16 protein-coding genes are annotated in these 18,170 nt (G+C 69.0%); 6 read left to right on the top strand and 10 right to left on the bottom strand.

Features of this window, described 5'->3' with window-relative positions; translation table 11 throughout:
• The 5 genes from D7X32_RS35025 to D7X32_RS35005 form a co-directional block, all read right to left on the bottom strand.
• On the bottom strand, nt 1-2,068 hold a 2,068-nt coding region (locus D7X32_RS35025; protein ID WP_208752636.1), incomplete at its 3' end, for a P-loop NTPase fold protein.
• Nucleotides 2,069-2,839: 771 nt separating this feature from the next.
• Nucleotides 2,840-3,475: an EcsC family protein gene (locus D7X32_RS35020; RefSeq protein ID WP_120606920.1), complete on the bottom strand. Its 636-nt coding sequence runs from the start codon at nt 3,473-3,475 to the stop codon at nt 2,840-2,842.
• 41 nt (nt 3,476-3,516) lie between these two features.
• Nucleotides 3,517-3,957, bottom strand: coding sequence for a hypothetical protein (locus D7X32_RS35015; protein WP_120606919.1), 441 nt, complete (start codon nt 3,955-3,957; stop codon nt 3,517-3,519).
• Nucleotides 3,958-4,077: 120 nt separating this feature from the next.
• Nucleotides 4,078-4,470: an aspartate 1-decarboxylase gene (gene panD, locus D7X32_RS35010; RefSeq protein ID WP_120606918.1), complete on the bottom strand. Its 393-nt coding sequence runs from the start codon at nt 4,468-4,470 to the stop codon at nt 4,078-4,080.
• A 99-nt stretch (nt 4,471-4,569) separates the two neighbouring features.
• Nucleotides 4,570-5,412: an LEA/WHy family protein gene (locus D7X32_RS35005; protein ID WP_120606917.1), complete on the bottom strand. Its 843-nt coding sequence runs from the start codon at nt 5,410-5,412 to the stop codon at nt 4,570-4,572.
• A gap of 143 nt (nt 5,413-5,555) precedes the next feature.
• Between D7X32_RS35005 and D7X32_RS35000 the strand changes: the two genes are divergently transcribed.
• From D7X32_RS35000 to D7X32_RS34980, 5 genes are all read left to right on the top strand, one after another.
• Nucleotides 5,556-7,103: an alpha/beta hydrolase gene (locus tag D7X32_RS35000; RefSeq protein ID WP_439329036.1), complete on the top strand. Its 1,548-nt coding sequence runs from the start codon at nt 5,556-5,558 to the stop codon at nt 7,101-7,103.
• Between the two features lie 15 nt (nt 7,104-7,118).
• A complete protein-coding gene (locus tag D7X32_RS34995; RefSeq protein WP_120606915.1) occupies nt 7,119-7,853 on the top strand; it encodes an ABC transporter ATP-binding protein in 735 nt (244 codons plus the stop codon).
• Nucleotides 7,850-9,022 (top strand): ABC transporter permease, encoded by a 1,173-nt coding sequence (locus D7X32_RS34990; RefSeq protein ID WP_120606914.1) that lies wholly within the window; start codon nt 7,850-7,852, stop codon nt 9,020-9,022. Before D7X32_RS34995 ends, D7X32_RS34990 begins: the two co-directional genes overlap by 4 nt.
• 94 nt (nt 9,023-9,116) lie before the next feature.
• The gene (locus tag D7X32_RS34985; protein ID WP_120606913.1) at nt 9,117-10,190 is read left to right on the top strand and encodes a DUF2804 domain-containing protein; all 1,074 of its coding nucleotides are present in this window, start codon (nt 9,117-9,119) and stop codon (nt 10,188-10,190) included.
• A 114-nt stretch (nt 10,191-10,304) separates the two neighbouring features.
• On the top strand, nt 10,305-11,378 hold the full coding sequence (locus D7X32_RS34980; protein ID WP_147450387.1) for a zinc ribbon domain-containing protein: 1,074 nt from the start codon (nt 10,305-10,307) through the stop codon (nt 11,376-11,378).
• Here D7X32_RS34980 and D7X32_RS34975 read toward each other — a convergent pair.
• The 5 genes from D7X32_RS34975 to D7X32_RS34955 form a co-directional block, all read right to left on the bottom strand.
• A complete protein-coding gene (locus tag D7X32_RS34975) occupies nt 11,370-12,728 on the bottom strand; it encodes a DUF6986 family protein (protein WP_120606911.1) in 1,359 nt (452 codons plus the stop codon). The two genes, D7X32_RS34980 and D7X32_RS34975, sit on opposite strands and share 9 nt — an antisense overlap.
• The gene (locus tag D7X32_RS34970) at nt 12,725-13,372 is read right to left on the bottom strand and encodes a DUF3226 domain-containing protein (RefSeq protein WP_120606910.1); all 648 of its coding nucleotides are present in this window, start codon (nt 13,370-13,372) and stop codon (nt 12,725-12,727) included. Before D7X32_RS34970 ends, D7X32_RS34975 begins: the two co-directional genes overlap by 4 nt.
• Nucleotides 13,372-14,502 carry an AAA family ATPase gene (locus D7X32_RS34965; protein WP_120606909.1) on the bottom strand — a complete coding sequence of 377 codons (1,131 nt, stop codon included), beginning with the start codon at nt 14,500-14,502 and terminating at the stop codon, nt 13,372-13,374. The genes D7X32_RS34970 and D7X32_RS34965 overlap by 1 nt, the downstream gene beginning before the upstream one ends.
• Before the next feature lie 134 nt (nt 14,503-14,636).
• Nucleotides 14,637-17,189: a M1 family metallopeptidase gene (locus tag D7X32_RS34960; RefSeq protein WP_120606908.1), complete on the bottom strand. Its 2,553-nt coding sequence runs from the start codon at nt 17,187-17,189 to the stop codon at nt 14,637-14,639.
• A 12-nt stretch (nt 17,190-17,201) separates the two neighbouring features.
• Nucleotides 17,202-17,765, bottom strand: coding sequence for a hypothetical protein (locus D7X32_RS34955; RefSeq protein WP_120606907.1), 564 nt, complete (start codon nt 17,763-17,765; stop codon nt 17,202-17,204).
• A 137-nt stretch (nt 17,766-17,902) separates the two neighbouring features.
• On the opposite strand from D7X32_RS34955, the gene D7X32_RS34950 reads away from it, so the two are divergent.
• Nucleotides 17,903-18,170: hypothetical protein (locus D7X32_RS34950; RefSeq protein WP_147450386.1), on the top strand; the 268-nt coding region annotated here is incomplete at its 3' end.

Here is an 18,170-nt window from a genome sequence, read left to right as displayed (position 1 = left end):
GTTCGGGGGTGAGTGCCGCGGGCGCGGGGAGGGCTGGCTGGGACGCGGCATCTTTGAGCGGTGCCTGGATGGGTGCCAGCGCTTCGGAGGCGGCCTGGGTCAGGTCATCGATGAGGGAGCCGAAGCCTTCCGGTTCCATGACGCGCAGGGCGTAGGGAATCTGGAAGATCTTCTCCAGGTAGTTGAGGGGCGTGGACTGCCAGTGGTGCTGCTCCTCCCGGGACATGCCGCTGTCCTTGCGGAGCGAGGACTGGAAGACGGCGGAGTGTTGCTGGAGCGAATGCAGCAGCCAGCGTGAATCCACGCCGACCACGACGACGAACAGCTCGAAGGCGAGGAGGAGGTGGACCGCCTGGAGCACCTCGACGACCTTGTCCTCCGGGCAGCGGTCCAGGTCGTCGATGTAGAGGATGATGCGGTCGATGCGCGGCAGGTCGGAGGGGGCGCTCGAACGTTCCTCGCGGGCCGCCTTGAGCAACTCGGTGAGCCGTTCGAAGTCCTGGTGGGCGCGAGCGATGACGCCCAGATGCTGGGTGTAGTCGGTGCTCTGGTGCCGCTTGCGGATGAAGTCGGAGACCTGCCGGTCCGCGCGCAAGGCATCGAGCTGGGCTTCCACGGCGCGCAGCGCTTCGGTGGCTTCGTCCACGGACTTCTGGGCTTGATCCACCTGAAGGGTGAGGGCCTTGCGCTCCGCTTCGATCTCCGTGCGCCGTGCCTGCTTCCGTTCTTCGATTTGCGTGGTGGCCGCGTTCCAGGCGGTCTCCAGCTCCTTCGCCGCCGTCTTCGCCGCTTCGAGGAAGGGCCGGAGTTTCAGCACGAGCCCCGCGATGCCCGCGACGCCCAGGAATCCGCACAGCTCCTTCCAGGCCTCGATGAAGCGAGGGGCCACCAGCAGTGCCAGCAGGGGAAGGCCCAGGCACAGGAGCAACAACAGCAGGAAGTTCCGCCGTTCTCCGGAGGGCCTGGCCGCCAGCGATTGCCAGAAGGCACGCAGGCGTCCGGAAAGGTTGCGCAGCTCCAGGAGCTGTTCGATGCCCTCCGGGGTCAGTGCCTGCTTCAGGGGAAGCTGGAGCTTCGCGGAGAGCTCCTCCGCCTGCTTCTGGAGTCCCGTGGTCTCCATGATGCGCTGGAGGGTGGTCCGGTTCAGCTTCACGTCGCGCAGGTCGGAGCGGAGCTCTTCCTCCGCGTGCTCCAGCTTCTGGAGCCGTTCCTCGCTCTGACGCAGGCTGAGCGCGACGGAGTCCTTCTGCTTCTGAGCTTCGGCCAGCACGTTGCGCGAGCTGTCCGTGGCGGCGAGCAACTGGGCCCGCTTCGTGGCGGCGGTGACGGTGTCTCCGCTAGAGAGCTTCTGGGCGAGCTGTTCGAAGATCTCCGAGGTCAGGCTGGCCCAGAGGTTCTGCGTGTCGATGTAGCTCCAGGCGTTGAAGCGGATCTGGACGATCTTCTCGCAGTAGCCCGGTGCCGCCTTCGCCGCGACGGCGTCGATCGACTTCTCCAGCCGTCGCATGAAGAAGCTCTTGCCGCTGCCCCAGTCGCCGAAGAGCCCAAGGGACAATGGGGGCTCCACGTCCTGGGCGGCCAGGACGGAGACCAGGGCCTGCACTTCCGAGTCGATGCCCAGGCGGTCCTCGCCCTGGAGGTCATCTGGGCGGAAGCCCACGAGGAGCGGTTCGTTGACGGGCGCGAAGGGAATGTCCTCCCGGCTCAGTCCCAGGGCCGCCATCACCTGGACGAGCGGGCTTTCGCTGACGGAGAGGACACCGTGGAACAGGTGCGTGCTTTCGATTTGATCCGAACGGTGCGCGTCGGCTGCCTTCGCGGCGAACTCCAGGGCTTCGCGAGCGTAGGAGGAAAGCTCTGGAAGGGTTTCCAGCGGAGTGACTTCGTAGCTTCCGCTGCGAGGAATGTCGGTGCGGCTGGTGTTCTGGACGAGCGCCGTCAGCTCGCTGTGAGGGATGTCCTTGCGCCGCAACAGCTCGGGAAGGGGACCGCCCGCCTCTTCCGCGAGCGCGGTGACGAGGTACTCCAGGAAGATCTTGGGCCAGGGACTCTGGACGGCCCGGCGCATGCCATCCGCGACCGCGAGGGCCTGTCGTGCGGACGGTGACATCCTTTCGAACAACCGATGGTCAGTAAGGTTCTGCCGGCCCCATGCATCTCCTTCCGCATCAGGTGCGAGGCGCTCCTGGATGATGGTCCAAAGAGGGCTTTCCTTCAGACTTGTGATGGGAATGGCCTGAAACAGTGATGAAGAGGTGCTGCCCGGCGGTACGCGGAAAACCCCCACCAAGACGCCATCCGAAACGACAGGAGAGCCATTGATGCCGAGTGCGTGTAGAGGGCCCCGGACCTGCAAACTCAACAGGCCACTTCTCTCAACCGAAGCCACGGAACCGAATACCGATTGTTCAACCCATCCTTGTTCCTGCGTCTGCATCACCGTGCTCCGCCAAGCAGCCCCCTCGGACGGAAGGTGGAAGGTCAGCGCGGGCGGAACCGGAAAGGGACCATCCTCATTCAAGAGCTCAAGGAGGACGAGATCCCTTGGCTCATCTCGTCCCACGACACTGACTGTCGCGGAGACTCCCATTCTGCTGGCGACACGGACGCGGGCATGCGAGGTGCCCTTGGGAATGGCACGACTCGTAGAGAGTGCCAGCCCTGGCGTGAGCAGCGTTGCCATCGCCTGCCAACGAGGGACTTCACGCGGAGCCGTTTCCGGCGTCACAACGAGCGCGATGGATTCGAGAACCGACTCAGTAGGCGTACTCACTGACTGCCCCCCAACGTGTCAGGCCTTGCTTCCGCAATCCTAACACGCCAGGGCCATGCCCGACCGTCACTCCCCGCTCGCCGCCTTGCGCTTCGCGGTCCGCGCCTTCGCGTGTGCCTTGTCGAAGCCTTCGTAGAAGCGCACGGCCTGCTCACCCACCATCTGGATGTGCTGGTTGTTGAGGTACGCCGTGATGGGCGCCGCGACCAGCGGCATCGCGCGGCCCAGCGTCGTCATGCCGCCCTTCGCGAGCAGCAGCGCCGCCAGCTTCCCCAGCACCTTCGGCCCGGAGCGGTGCAGCGGCCCCAGCCCGTTGGCGTAGCCGAACAAGTCCAACAGCTCCCCGCGCGCGCGGTCCGTCTTGAGGTTCGCCTTGTAGAGCGTGGCCACGTCCGTCAGCAGGATGAGCTGCAGGTACGCCATGAACGTCAGGTCCGCCGGCAAGGAGATGAGCCCGAACACGCCGCTCACGCCGCCCACCATGCCCGCGAGGCTCTTCTTCTCATCCACCAGCCGCTGCGCCAGCTCCTTGGTCGTCGCGGACGGGTAGCGCTTCTCCAGCGCCGCCACGCGCACGCGCGCCCGGCCAATCTCCCCCTGGATGAGGTCCGACAGACGCAGCGCCCCCAGCTTCTTCAGCTCCGCGGGGGTCAGCTTCTTCATGAAGCCCAGCCGCTCCGTCACGCCGTCGTAGAAGGCCATGTCCTCCTCCTTTGGGCCGCGATGCGCGCGGCCCGTCGTCTCTAGTAACCCCGTTCAGCCAGATACAGGTCCACCAGCGCGCCTTCTTCGTACCAGGCGTGTCGCATCTCCGACTTGAACCACCGCGAGTCCGGACGCGCCGAGCGCACCTCCAGCTTCACCCGGTTGGGCCCCGTGTCGATGACCGCCGCGCGCGCCCTGCAAGCCGCGCCCGGCTCCTCGCCGAAGCCGCCCTCCAGGCACACCTCGTCCCCCACCGCCAGGCGCCGGGCGTACTCACTGGCCAGGTAGAGCGCGTCGTCACAGCCGCCGCGCACGGAGGCGTTGCCCAGCGCCGCGCAGCGATCCTGCGCGGGCGAGCGGATGACCGGCACGTTGGAGCTGAGCGCGTCCTCGTCGTTGGGGTCGCGCTGATACGGCCCCACCGACTTGCACCCCGCCACCGCCACCAGGGCCACCAGGCCCGCCCACGTCCACCTCATCGTGTCATCGCCTCCGGGACGCGCGTCGCCGCGCTCCCGCGCCTGAAGGAAAGGGCGGGAAGCATGGCAGACAGGGCAGGGGCGGCAAAAGGTGCCGGAGTGGAAAGCCCTGTCGCGTCCCTACGCGATACGGCGCGCGGGCCCGGGGATTTCCTCGGTGATGCCAGGAACCGCCCGGTTCTTGCCGTCCACGAAGACGACCGTGGGCTTCCAGTTCGCGACCTCCGCCTCCTCGACCTCCGCGAAGGTGGCCAGGATGACCAGGTCGCCCGGCTGGTTGAGGTGCGCGGCCGCGCCGTTGATGCAGATGACGCCGCTGCCGGACTCGCCCTCCAGGGCGTAGGTCTCCAGGCGGGTGCCGCGCGTGACGTTCCACACCGCGACCTTCTCGAAGGGGAGGATGTCCGCCGCCTTCAGCAGGTCTTTGTCGATGGTCACCGAACCCTCGTAGTCGAGGTCGGCCTGGGTCACCGTCGCGCGGTGGATCTTGGACTTGAAGAGGATGCGGCGCATGGGGGGCCCTCGGGAAGCGGCGCAACCGTAACGGCTCCCCTTCCCGGGGACAACATCCCGGTGTCCCGCGCACCGCCTGCTCCCCTGCACGCCCTCCCCCTACTTCGTGAAATTCACGAGCTGGCTCAGGTTCAGGGGCACGGACTGCGCGTCCGACGTCAGGTTGCCCGTCAGGCTCACCTGCGCATTGCCGCCCGAGCGCAGGGCCATGGCCGCGGACGCGGCGCTCGCGAAGTTGATGGTCAAAGGCAGTGTCACCTGCTTGGTCCCGCTGCCGTCCAGCATGCCCAGGTTGCCCGTGGACAGGTTGCCCACGTTGGCCCCCGCCACCTTGAGCGCTCCGGTGATGCCCGCCACCGGCAGGGGGAAGGCGTTGCGGTTGGTGATGGCCAGGGGGAACTCCACCGTGGCCCCGCTCAGCGTGACGTTCGTGATGCGCGGCGCCTGGAACTGCACCTGGGGAATCTTGGGGACGGGGAACGTGCCCTCCTTCTCCAGGGGGAACTTCAGCACGCCCAGCGGCGTCTGGATGCCCAGCGAGCCCTGCGCCTTGAAGGCCGCGGCGTCCTTGTTGAGGAACGTGGTCACCACCGGCGCGACGTCCGCGAACTTCACGTTGGCGGGGAAGACCAGCTCGCTCTTGCCGTTGGACTTGAGGTTCACGCCGCTCCGGGGCTTGCCGGCCACCACCTGCTTGCCCTCCACGAAGAAGGCGTAGTCCACCGATGCCAGCTTCAGGCCCAGGCTGTTGGGGTTGTCCAGCTCGTACACCAGGTCCACCGTGGCGTCGGACAGGGAGGCGCTCGCCAACCGGGCCGTCTTGAAGCGCAGGGTGGGCTTCTTGAAGGCGCCGTTGAGCAGGCTCTGCAGCGCGGCACAGCCAGAGAGCGTGGTGAGCGACAGGGCGAAGAGGACCAGGAACGCGCGTTTCTTCATGGGCATGGGCGTAGCAGAGGACGCCCCGCGTTCGCGCGCATTCAATCGCCGCGCGTGTCGGGGCCTCGACGGGTGCACCTTCCGCACGCCAATGGTATGCGCCAGGAGGACTCCCCCGTGCTGGAGGTTGGCCCCTCGTGACAGGTGGCATCTTGTCTCACCCCCTCGCCGCCCCACCGGGAAGCCGCCCGGGGAGGTGGCTCGCGCTGGCGGTGCTGGCGGCGCTGTCACTGGCGGGCTGCTCCCAGTCCGGTGCCGAGCCCAAGGCGGGCTCCGGCTCGAGCCCTGGCTCCGGCTCGAGCCCTGGCGACGCGCGGCGGATGGCCCTGAAGCCGTGCCGGCTGGACGGCGTGGCCGCGCAGACGCTGTGCGGCACGTTGGAGGTCTTCGAGGACCGCGCCGCGGCGAAGGGGCGCAAGCTGTCCCTGCGCGTGGTGGTGGTGCCCGCGCTCGCGTCGCAGCCGAAGGAGGATCCGCTGTTCTTCCTCGCGGGTGGCCCCGGCCAGGCGGCCTCTCGCACGCGCATCCTTCCCGCGCTGGAGCGCATCCGGCGCCAGCGCGACATCGTCTTCGTGGACCAGCGCGGCACGGGGGACTCGCACCCGTTGGATTGCGAGGCGTTGAACCCGTCGCGCGCGTCGCTGGCGGAGCGCTTCGAGGACCGCGAGGACGCGGACGTGATTCCCCAGTGCCGCAAGGGCTGGGACGCGGACGAGCGGCTCTACACCACGGCCATCGCCATGGATGACCTGGACGACGTGCGCGCGGCGCTGGGCTACCGCCAGGTGAACCTGTGGGGCATCTCCTACGGGACGCGCGCGGCGCTGGTGTACATGCGCCAGCATCCGGACCGCGTGCGCACCGCCATCCTGGATGGCGTGGCCCCCATGGGGCAGTACCTGCCGCTGTACGCCGCGCGCGACGGCCAGCGCGCCCTGGACCTGCTGCTGGATGCGTGCGCGAAGGACGGCGTCTGCGCGAAGGCATACCCGGACTTGAGGGCCCGCACGGAGGCGCTGCTCGCGAGGCTGGAGGCCGCTCCCGCGAAGGTGCACCTGGCGCACCCGCGCACGGGCGTGCCGGGGGACTTCACGCTCACCCGGCGCGTCTTCCTGTCGGAGCTGTTTTCGTTGCTCTACAGCCCGGACGTCGCGTCGCTCGTGCCGCTGATGCTGGACCGCGCCACCCGGGATGACTGGACGTCCTTCGTCGCGCTGTCGCTGGGGCTCACCGACGAGGTGGCCCGCACCACCAGCCGGGGCATGTTCCTGGCGGTAGTGTGCGCGGAGGACGCGCCCTTCTTCACGGAGGAGGACGCCGAGCGCGAGGCGAAGGGCACCTGGTTCGGCTCACGCATGGCGCTGGACGTGAAGCGCGCGTGCGCGAAGTGGCCGCAGTCGAACGTGCCCAAGAGCTTCCGCGAGCCGGTGAAGTCGGACATCCCCACGCTGCTGTTGTCCGGGGAGCTGGACCCCGTGACGCCGCCGCCCTGGGGCGAGGAGGCGAAGCGGACGCTGACGCACAGCCTGCACGTGGTGGTGCCGGGGCTGGGGCACAACACGGTGGGTGCGGACTGCGCGCGCACGTTGATGGCGGAGGTGCTCACGCGCGGCAGCGTGGAGGGCCTGACGCCGGACTGTGGCGCGGGCCTCAAGCGGCCGCCCTTCTTCACCTCCTTCGCTGGCCCCGTGCCGTAGGACTCTCAAGCGCCCATGATTGAAGCCAAGAATCTGCACAAGCGCTTCGGCTCCGTGACGGCCGTCCATGACGTGTCCTTCACCGCGGAGGACGGCGTCATCACGGGCCTCCTGGGCCCCAACGGCGCGGGCAAGACCACGACGCTGCGCATGCTCTACACGCTGGTGCGCCCGGACGGCGGCACCGCCACCGTGGACGGCGTGGACGTGGCGCAGAAGCCGGAGGTGGCCCGGCGCGCGCTGGGCGTGCTGCCCGACGCGCGCGGCCTCTACCCGCGCCTCACCGCGCGCGAACACGCGCGGTACTTCGGCGAGCTGCACGGGCTGTCCGGCGCCGCGCTGGATGCGCGCGTGGACGAGCTGGTGGAGCTGCTGGACATGAAGGACATCGCGGACCGGCGCACGGAGGGCTTCAGCCAGGGTGAGCGCGTGAAGGTGGCGCTGGCGCGCGCGCTGGTGCACGGGCCTCGCAACGTGCTCCTGGACGAGCCCACCAACGGCCTGGACGTGATGGCCACGCGGTCCGTGCGCACGCTCCTGCGCAAGCTGAAGGCGCAGGGCTGCTGCGTGGTGTTCTCCAGCCACGTGATGCAGGAGGTGGCCGCGCTGTGTGACCGCATCGTGGTGGTGGCGCGCGGGCGGGTGGTGGCGGACGGGACGGCGGACGCGCTGCGCGCGAGCACCGGCAAGGACAGCCTGGAGGAAGCCTTCGTGAGCGTGATTGGCAGCGAGCAGGGGTTGCGCGAATGAGGGGCCAGGTCGGAACGGTGCTGCGCAAGGAGGTGCGCGACCACCTGAGAGACAGACGCACGCTGGGCACCGCGGTGATGTGGCCGCTGTTGGGCCCGCTGGTGTTCCTGGTGATGTTCAACGTGATGGCCTCCTGGTACCGGCAGGACCGGCCACTGGAGATGCCCGTGGTGGGCCGCGAGCACGCGCCCAGCCTGATGGCCTTCCTGGAGCGCTACGGCGCGAAGTTGTCAGAGGCGCCCCAGGACTACGAGGCGCTGGTGCAGGCTGGGAAGCTGGACGTGGTGCTGGTGGTGCCGGACGACTACGCGCAGGACTTCACGGACGGGCACACCGCCGCGGTGCGGCTGGTGGTGGACAGCTCGCGCAACAAGGCCCGCCACTCCGTGCAGCGCGCGCAGCGGATGCTGGCGGTGTACTCGCAGCAGACCGGCAGCCAGCGCCTGTTCGCGCGCGGCGTGTCCCCGGAGCTGGCGGTGCCCGTGCGCGTGGACGAACTGGATTTGTCCACGCCCGAGCGCACCGCGGCCACGGTGCTCACCACCATCCCGCTGTTCCTGGTGATGGCGGCGTTCGCGGGCGGCATGCAGCTGGCCAGCGACACCATGGCGGGCGAGCGCGAGCGCGGCTCGCTGGAGCCCCTCTTGCTCAACCCCGCCCCGCGCGGCGCGTTGGTGGCGGGCAAGTGGCTGGCCACCTGCGCCATGGCGGGCACGGGCGTGATCTTGTGTCTGGTGGGTTACTTCCTGGTGGTGAAGCGCGTGCCGCTGGAGGACCTGGGCGTGCGCGCCCGCTTCGACATGCCGGCCGCGCTGGGCATGCTGGCCGCGGTGCTGCCGCTGGTGCTGTCCGCGTCCGCCGTGCAGATGTGGGTGTCCACCTATGCACGGTCGTTCAAGGAGGCGCAGACGTACCTGTCGCTCCTGATGGTGCTGCCCACGCTGCCCGGAATGATGCTGGCCCTGTCTCCCATCCAGACGCAGACGTGGATGTTCGCGGTGCCGGTGCTGGGGCAGGAACTGCTCGCGGGCGAGGTGATGCGCGGCGAGTCGCTGGGGCCGGTGCCCTTCCTGCTCGCGTTCATCTCCTGCGTGGTGGTTGCGGCGGCGGCCCTGCGCTTCACCACGCGTCTGTTGACCCAGGAGCGCATCATCTTCGGCAGGAGCTAGCGGGCAGGCTCGGCGGCCCCGAGTGTCTTCGGGGCACAACTTGGCCAGCGTGTTCACGTGACAGGGGCGGCGAAGTGCCGTCCAATGTTTCGCGATGACGCTTGAGCGTGAACGAGAAGCCTTGCTGCCCTTCGCCCCGGCTTCGGTGGCCTCCACGGAAGGGGAACCGCGGTTCGGTACGTATCAGGGAGAGCTGCCGGAGGTGGACCTGCCCCGGCTGTTGGGGAAGTGGGCTCCGGGGCGAACCACGCGGCTCTTGAAGCGCAAGCGCTGGCACTACACCTTCGTCGCCACGCAGGAGGTGGCGGCCCTCTTCGCGGTGGTGGACCTGGGCTACACGGCCAACGCCTTCGCGGTGGCGGTGGACCTCCAGGAGAAGAAGCCCCTGTGCGACGTGAGCTTCCTGGGCGTGCCCGGGCCGCTCGCGGAGGTGAGTGACAAGCCGGGCGCGGGGCTCGTCGCGGCCTTCCGCACGCTGGGCGGACGCATGTCCGTGAAGCGCGGCGAGTCCGACGAGCGCTATCAGGTGGAGGTGGACGTCAGCCGCATGCGCACGCAGTCGCTCCAGTCGTTCCAGTGGAACGGCGAGCTGCTGGTGGCGGGCGGCCCGCCGGCCCTCACCGTCATCGCGCCGGTGGAGGGCGACGGGCTGGTCAACGTCACCCAGAAGCGCAGCGGCCTCCTGGCCTTCGGCAGCCTGGAGGCGGGTGGCCGGCGCTTCCGGTTGGACGGCGGCGTGGGCGGCATGGACTACACGCAGGGCTACCTGGCGCGGCACACCGCCTGGCGCTGGGCCTTCGCGGCCGGCCGGCTGCCGGACGGCACGCCCGTGGGCCTCAACCTGGTGGAGGGCTTCAACGAGGGCGCCACCGAGGCCAACGAGAACGCCGTCTGGCTGGGGGACCGGCTCTACCCCGTGGGCCGCGCGCGCTTCGAGTACGACGCCAAGGAGCTGCTGGACCCGTGGCGCCTGACGACGGAGGACGGCGCGGTGGACCTGCGCTTCAAGCCCATCTACGTGCACCGCGAGGAGCGCAACCTGCGCCTCGTGGTGAGCCACTTCGCCCAGCCCGTGGGCTTCTTCGAGGGCACCCTGCGCGTGGGCGGCCAGGAGCTGAAGCTGTCCAACGTCCCCGGCGTCACCGAGGACCAGGACATGCTCTGGTAGGAGGCGTCCGTGCGCCGGGTGCGAAGCGCCGGGGCCGGGTGATGGTTCATGGATGCAACGGGGGCGCGGTGTAGGCTTTCGCGCTCCTGTTTCACCTGAGGAGGACTCCACCCCATGTCCTGCCCGCATTGTGGTCAGCCGCTCCCTGAAGGCCAGTCGTCGCGGACGTGTCCCCACTGCGGCGGGGACGTGAACGCGCCCGGTTCGCCCGTGATGGACGAGGTGGCGGACAAGGCCCAGAAGGCGGCGGACTCGGCGGGCCGCGCGGTGCAGGACGTGCTGGACGACCCGAGGCTGCGCGAGCGGTTGCCCGGGGGCTCGCTGCCGTTGCTCGGCTCCGGGCTGGTGGCGGCGGCGGTGCTGGTGCCCGTGCTGCCCTTCTTCGGCGGTGGGCTGGGGCTGCCGTGGGGGGTGTTGATGCTGGTGGGCGCGGGCATGCTGGGCGCGCGCGAGTGGGTGGCCGCGGGCCGGAAGCTGCCGGACGCGCTGGTGCCGGTGGTGAAGTGGGCCGCGCATCCGGCGTTCCTGCCCATGTTCACCGCGCTCACCGTGACGCAGGCGTTCCTGTCGCTGGCGCTGGGCGTGGCGCCGCTGTTGTGGGTGCTGGCGGCGGTGGTGCTGGGCTCCGTGCAGTGGCGGGCGTTCAAGGCCTCGTCGCTGGCGGAGCCGTCGCTCACGCGGCGGCCGGCGGATGTGCGGCTGAAGCGGTGGGTGTTCGCGGGCGTGGCGGCGTGCGCGGTGGGGTTGCTCTTGCCGTGGAGCTCGGCGTGGACGGGCTCGCTGGTGCCCACGATGCGCCTGCAGCGCGAGCGCAACATCACCATCGACGACAACTTCGCCTGGGACATCCAGGACAACGACACGTGGAAGTTCAACACGCTGGTGTTCCCGTCCTCCACGCAGGGGGCTGGGACGGGGCGCGGCCGGTTGGGCGCGACGGGCGTGGTGCTGGGGCTGCTGGCGCTGGGCGTGCTGGGGTCGGTGCGGCGCGCGCGGGAGGCACTGCCTTCAGTGGTGCCGGCGGTGCTCGCGGGCCTCATCACCGTCTGGGCGCTGACGGGCCTGTCCTCGCGGCCGGGGCCGTGGCTGTTCCTGCTGGGCATCCTCGCGGTGGACGTGGCCGTCGCACGCGAGTGGCTGGGGCACCGGGACGCGGCGCCCCCCGCGGAGCCGCCCGCGTCAGCGTGACGTGCCCGCGCGGCCCTGGACGATGGCGCGGAAGGAGCGGCTTCGCAGCTCCTCCAGCGTCAGGCCGGTGGCGCGGGCTTCCTCTTCCGTGAGGGCGCCACAGGCGAGCCCGCGCAGGAAGAAGTTGAGCAGGCCCTGACCGGTGGCGGCGTCGTCGAACACGTCGCCCAGGAGGGTGGCCTGGGCGGCCTTGTCCACGAAGGCCTTGAGGCGCTGGGAGGCCTGTTCCAGGCCCTCCAGGAAGAAGGCGTAGACGGCGGCGTAGCGCACGGGGAGCTGGGCGGGGTGCAGGTCCCAGCCCTGGTAGTAGCCGCGCTCCAGCGAGTGGCGCGTGTGCCGGTACGCCACCTGCCACGCGCGGTGCACGGCGTCGGTGTTCTCGCGCTGCTGCGTGCGCAGGAGCGGGGTGTCGCCCTGTTTGCGGTGGGGACCCACGGGCATGAGGTTGGTGGCGCCGTCGGACAGGCGCACGCCGCTGCCCGCGAGGAGCACCTGCACGGTGTCGCGCAGGTAATCGCAGGCGGGGTGGAGCATGTGCTGCATGTGCGCGCTGACATCCAGGGCGGCGGTGTAGTCGTAGACGCCCAGGTGCACGTGGGAGCAGCGTCCCTCGCCGGCCTCCACGAGCGAGCGCAGGTGCGGCCGTCCACGCGCGTCGAAGAGGGCCTGGGGCGTCTCCACCATCAGCTCCAGGGAGAGAGCGCCGGGGGGCAGGCGGTGGGCGGACTCCAGCTCCGACAGCAGCGTCGCCAGGGCGGTCACCTGTTCAGGCACGGTGACCTTGGGCAGGGTGACGACGAAGGACGAAGGCAGCCTGCCACCGGATTGCTCCAGCAGCGTGGTGACGAAGAGGTCCAGCGTGCGCGAGGCGCGGGAGTACAGCTCCTCCGTGAAGGACTTCACGCGGATGCCGATGAACGGCGGGAGCGAGCCCTGCTCCAGGCCGCGGGCAAGCTCCGTGGCGGCGGCGACGGCGTGGGCGTCCTCTTCCGGGTCGGGGCGGTGGCCGTAGCCATCCTCGAAGTCGATGCGGAAGTCCTCCACGGGCTCACGCTCGAGCTTGTCCACGACGCGGGCGTAGACGCGCTGGGCGAAGCCACCGCGCTGGGGCAGACCCAGGCCATGGGCGAGCTGTGAGCCGTCAGCGGCGTAGTCGCGCAGCGCCGCGAGCGCCAGGTCCCCCATCTTCCGCGCGGTGCCAGCGCGGAAGAGGTGGGCGCCGCCGTACACGGTGTGCACGGGCTGGCGCCGGGCGGAACCGCCCGGGTAGGTGTGGCCGAACGCCACGTTGGCGCGGCGCAGGGCCTCACGGGAGGCGGCGGTGGCTTCGGGCGTGAGCGTGGTCTTCATGGGGCCGGGATTTCGGGAGCAGGGATGAACAGGCGTCGCATCCAGGCCACGAAGCGCTGAGCGAGTTCGTGGTCTGCTTGGAGGTAATGCTTGGACACGGCCTGGCCGAGCGGTGTGCCCGGTTCTTGCTGCCAAGCGAGCCAGGTGTGGATGGCGGCCTTGGAACGATAGGTAGGCTTGAAGCGGCGCTCAGGGAGAGCGTCCAGGGCATTGAAGGCCGCGGGCAGGAGGGCGTCTTCCTGCGTGACGAGCTGCTGGAGGAAGTCCTCCAGGATTCCGGTGAGCTGGTTGTCGGGCATCATCCAGATACCGATGCGTGGCAGTGTTCCTTGCGCGGGGATGATGACGCCGGCGGCTTCAGGCTGCCCTGGCAATTGGGTGTAACCGGAGTGCTCCAGCACGTCGCGGAGGGACTGCCAGCGGTGGGCGAGGTCTTCATCCGCATCGACAACGACGCCGACGGTCTTTACCCCAGGCACACGTGGGCGGACCTTCAAGTCGTCGCGCAGCCGCTCGTAACCGTCCTTGGCTTCAACAACGAAGAGTTGCTTGTTGTCGAGCTTGTGGTGGTTGCAGAGGTGGTAGACGACTTCGCGGTCTTCCGCCCCTTCCACCAGGAGGATCCGCTCTGGTTTGGGCGGCATCAGCGGACCTCGATGGATTCCCGGGTGATGATCTCCAGGTCGCCCTCGTTGAAGACAGTGGCTTTGATGTCGCCATCAGTCTGGGCGAGGCTGATGAGCATTCCGTCCTCGGGATGGGAGGACGCTGCCTTCTGGAAGGCCGCGATGCAGTCCCAGCTGTGCGTCGTCGCGAAGACCTGGACACCCAACTGACTGGCCGCTTCAAAGATGAACCGCCAAAGCTGCTCCTGGGCCGAGTAGTGGACGCCGTTCTCAACCTCATCAACTAGGAAGAGCCCTGACTTCGAATTGACGAGGCCTAACGCGAGCTCGAAAATTCGATTCATTCCATCGCCCATACTGTAGAGGGGTTCAGGAGCAGTGTGACCCTTCCTTGCAACGAGTGCATATCGCATTCCCTGAACCATGGGACCTTCAACCAAGGATATGCGCTCAATGTCTGGTGCAATAATTCTAAGGGCTTGGAGTGCGGATTGCTCGCCCTCAGTCAGTACAATGCTGTCCCAGTAGGGACCAATGTCTGGGCTCGAAATACCCCGAGCGGGGATGTATTGGCAAGTAAACAGGCCTGCAGGCTCTGATTGTCCTGGTCTTCGGAAACTGATTCCTCGAAGACTTACGAATTCATCCAGGCGAACATGCCGTGTGACTTCAATGCCTAGGCGAATTTGGAGAGCTTCTTCGGTGCCCTCCAGGGACTGCTGATCTTGTTCGTCCAGCGGAATGAATTGACTCCTTGAGATGCGACCGCTGTCGTCCTTAAGGAATGCCCGTCTGCCTAGTCGGAGAGACAGCCTTTTCCCCTGAATGATTGGGCCTAGGTGTAGCGAGGATGAAGGAGCCGTAGCGGGCTGAAAAAACGCGCGAGAAATGTTGACGCTTTGGAATCTTTCCTCGCGCGAAGTGACTCGCTGGACCTCTTGTCGGCGTACGAGAAGTTCTCGAAGCTCATAGGCTGCTTCGATACCTGCAGCGTAGACCTTGATTGCCTCCAACAGCGTGGTCTTCCCCACGTTGTTCTTGCCGACGATCAGATTGACGCGGCCCAGGCGCGGAATCTCCAGGTCCCTGAACGCTCGGAACCCCTGGATGCGGAACGAGGGGAGGAGGGGAGCGGAAGGGGGCGGCATGGCAGCGGTGTCCTGGCGCACGGGTAGGCGCCGTGCAGTGCGCCTCGGGTAAGCCCCGAGGCATCTCGAACCATCCCCAGAACCCCCCGGCCGCGCAACTTCCAGATGCGCGGCCGGAGGCGTCCCTCAGGGCATTACGGCCGGCGCTTCAGCCACGCGGCCACCTCCGGGGCCACGCGCTCGCGCAGGGCCACGTCCTGCGTCAGCCGCTCCAGCGTCTGCGCCGTGGCCTGCTGCGCCTCCGGAATGGGGTTCGCCTGGAGCAGTGCCTTCACCTGCTCCAAATGCTCACGCGTGCGCAAGAGGCCCAGGCCTTCCACCACCCGGCGCAGCAGCATGGGCGCCGCTCCCGTGCGCCCGACCAGGTCCTTCCAGCGCTTCTGCAGCTGCTCCCACCACGCGTCGCGCCCGGTGCGGTTGCCCAACAGGCCCGTCGCGAAGCTCGCCACGTCCTGCGTCTTCACCGTCTCCGAGAACAACAGCCCCTGCGACCGCTCCGTCAGGTTCGTGTCCTCGAAGGACGTGAGCGCCATCAGGTAGCGCCGCTGCGTCGCGGGGTCCGGCTCCTTCGGCATCCGCTGCAACAGGTCGTCGAAGAGCGCCGCGTCACCCGCGCGCGCCACCATGCCCACCGCCGTGTCCAACAGGTTCGCGTCCAACGCGGACTTGTCCCCCTGGAGCATCCGCGCCACCAGCGGCCTCGCCTGCTCCAGCACCTCCGGACTGCGCGCCAGACCACCCACCGCGCGCACCAGCGCCGCGCGGCGCAGCCGCACCCGGTCCGGTTCTCCCTGCGCCGCCTGCCAGCCCAGCTTCTTCAGGCCGCCGCCCAACAGCTGCTCCACCCACCGGCGGAAGCGCTCCTGGTCCTCGCCCTCCGTCAGCCGGTTCTCGATGTAGCCGAGCCGCCCGACCAACTCGTCCAGCACCGCCTCGTCCTCCTCATCCCCGAAGCGCGCCGCCAGGTCCAACAGGTCCGCCACCGGCGCCTGCCCCGCGCGCACCAGCGCCCACGTGTCCGCGAGCAGCGAGATGCGCTCCGACGGCGCCAGCGTCCCCAGGTTCGCCGCCAGCGCGTCCAGCGCCTGCTTCTCGTACGCCACCCGGTAGAAGCCCGTGGAGCCGCCGTTGGCGCACAGCCACTTCACGTCCCCCGTGCCCTCCAGCGTCACCGTCGTCCGCGCGTCGCGGAAGAGCACGCGCTGCTCCTTCACCCCGCCCGCGTCCTCGAAGCGCAACACCATGGGCACCGGCCATGTCTCCGCGCTCTTCACCCCCGGCTCCGAATAGAAGCGCCGCTGCGACAGCGTCACCTTCCGGCCCTCCGCCTTCACCGACACCAGCGGGAAGCCGCTCTGGCCAATCCACTTGGTGGCCAGCTCGTTCACCGGCTGCTTCGCCGCCTCGCCCAGCGCGTTCCACAGGTCTTCCTTCACCGCGTTCGCGCGCGCGTGCTTGCGCATGTACAGCCGGATGCCTTCACGGAAGGGCCCCTCTCCCAGGAACCCTTCAATCATCCGCAGCACCGCGCCGCCCTTCTCATACGTGATGGCGTCGAAGCTCTCACCGGCCTCGCCCGCGTTGCGGACCTCGCCGTGGATGGGGTGCGTGGACTTGAGCGCGTCCAGCGCCAGGGCGCTCGCCCGGTGCGCGTCGAAGTCCAGCCACATGCGCCAGTCCGGCCGCCACTGGTCGACAATCTTGAACGCCATCCACGTCGCGAACGCCTCGTTGAGCCAGAGGTCGTCCCACCACACCATCGTCACCCAGTTGCCGAACCACTGGTGCGCCAGCTCGTGCGTCACCACCTCCGCGACTCGCTTCTGCACGGACAGGGGCGCGGTGGCCGGATCCAACAGCAGCGCCACCTCCCGGTACGTGATGAGGCCGGCGTTCTCCATGGCGCCCGCCTCGAAGTCCGGGATGCCCACCTGGTCCACCTTGCCAAAGGCATACGGCAGCCCGAAGTAGTCCTGCAGCCGGGGCAGGACCTGGAGCGCCGCGTCCTGCCCGAACTTCGCCAGGTGCGCCTTCTCCGGCAGCGCCCACGTGCGCACCGCGATGCCTTCCGCCTTCTCCTCCGGCGTGCCCACCAGCGGGCCCACCACCAGCGCGATGAGGTACGAGCTGAGCAGCTCCGTCTCCTCGAACGTCACCTTGCGCAGCGCCCCGTCCGCCTCGTCCTTCACCACCCGGCCGTTGCCCAGCACCGTGTGCCCTTGCGGCACGCGCACCGTGAGCGCCCAGCGCGCCTTGAAGGCGGGCTCGTCGAAACAGGGGAACAGCCGCCGCGCGTCCGCGGCCTCGAACTGCGTGGCGGCCACCTTGCCCGCCGCGTACAGCCCGCGCAGGCCGTCACTGAAGTGCCCCGTCCACAGGACGTCCAGCGTGGCGCTGCCCGCGGGCAGGGGCGCGTCGAACGTGAGCACCACCGTCTCGCTCACCGTCGACACGCGCTTGGACGCGGGCTTGCGCACGTCGTTGCCGGTGCGCAAGGTGACCTCGCCCAGCTCCAGCGCGTTGGCGTGGAGGATGATCTCCGTCGTGGGCTGGGTCAGCTCCAGCTCCACGCGCTGCTCGCCCGTGAAGGTGCGTCCTTCCAGGTCCAGGGTCACCGTCGCCTGATAGCGGCGCGGACGGAGGGTGGTGGGCAGGCGGAAGTTCTTGTCGTCGGTGGGATGCGCCATAGGGGCGGCAATCTACCGCCGGCCGCGCCTTGTGCTCGTGCTCCATTTCCCAGTGTCCGCCGCTTCACGGCGTTCTACCCCGGCCGCCGGGGGCACCAGCTGCCCGAAGAGGCTCGATTCGCGCTGGAAGAAGCCCTCCGTGTGGAAGGAGGCGGAGAGCTCCAGCCAGAGGAAGTCCAGGTGGTGACAGAGCTCGTGCAGGAAGGTGCGCAGGTACGTGCGGAAGGCCACCCCCCGGCCGCGCTTCGCGGTGCGCATCCACACCTGGATGCGGGGCCGCTGCCCGGGCGCCCACGTGTAGAGCCCGTGCAGTTCACCCTCGTCGTTCGAGGGCCGCGTCTCCAGCACCTCCACCGCCACCCCGGCCACCTCCAGCCGCTCGGTCATCGCGGAGGCCAGTGCCTGTGTCGCGGCCTGGAGCGCGGTCCGGTCCTCCTGGAGCAGCGCCTCGCGCACCGCCTCCACCCGGGGCCGCAGCGTCGCGGGCGTCCGCAGGGGCACCTCCGTGACGGCGTCGCTCCGCCGGTAGACGCGCTGCTCGGCGGGGGACAGGCGTTGGTAGTAGGCGAAACGCACCGGGGTTCAGTCTAACCCGCCAGGTCCTGTCGCGCCGTACATCCACCTCCACCGGGCGACACCTCCGTTGGCCGGCGGGCAGGAAGGTGCCTCCGTGGATGGCTTTGGACCGAGGGACTCGCGCAGACTGCCCGGCCATGGGCTCTCGTCTTGTCCACATCCTCCTGGTGTCGGTGGTCACCGTGGTGGGGCTGCTCGTCCCGCTGGTACAGGCGGACGACTGGGCCCGCCTGCTGGAGGCGGTGCTGGGGTCGGCGGCCATCTGGCGGCTGTCCGGGGTGGAGCAGGGCGTGGTGCACCGGCTCGCGGAGCTGGCGGTCTACGGGGTCGCGGGGGCGATGCTGGGCAACGCGCAGGCGTTCGCGCTGCGCCGGGCGGGGCTCCAGGTGCCGGGCTGGGTGGGGA

The organism is Corallococcus carmarthensis, assembly GCF_003611695.1.
In the GTDB taxonomy this organism is placed as follows: domain Bacteria; phylum Myxococcota; class Myxococcia; order Myxococcales; family Myxococcaceae; genus Corallococcus; species Corallococcus carmarthensis.
The sequence above is the reverse complement of the archived record's forward strand: the minus strand, read 5'-3'. Positions and strand labels throughout refer to the sequence as shown.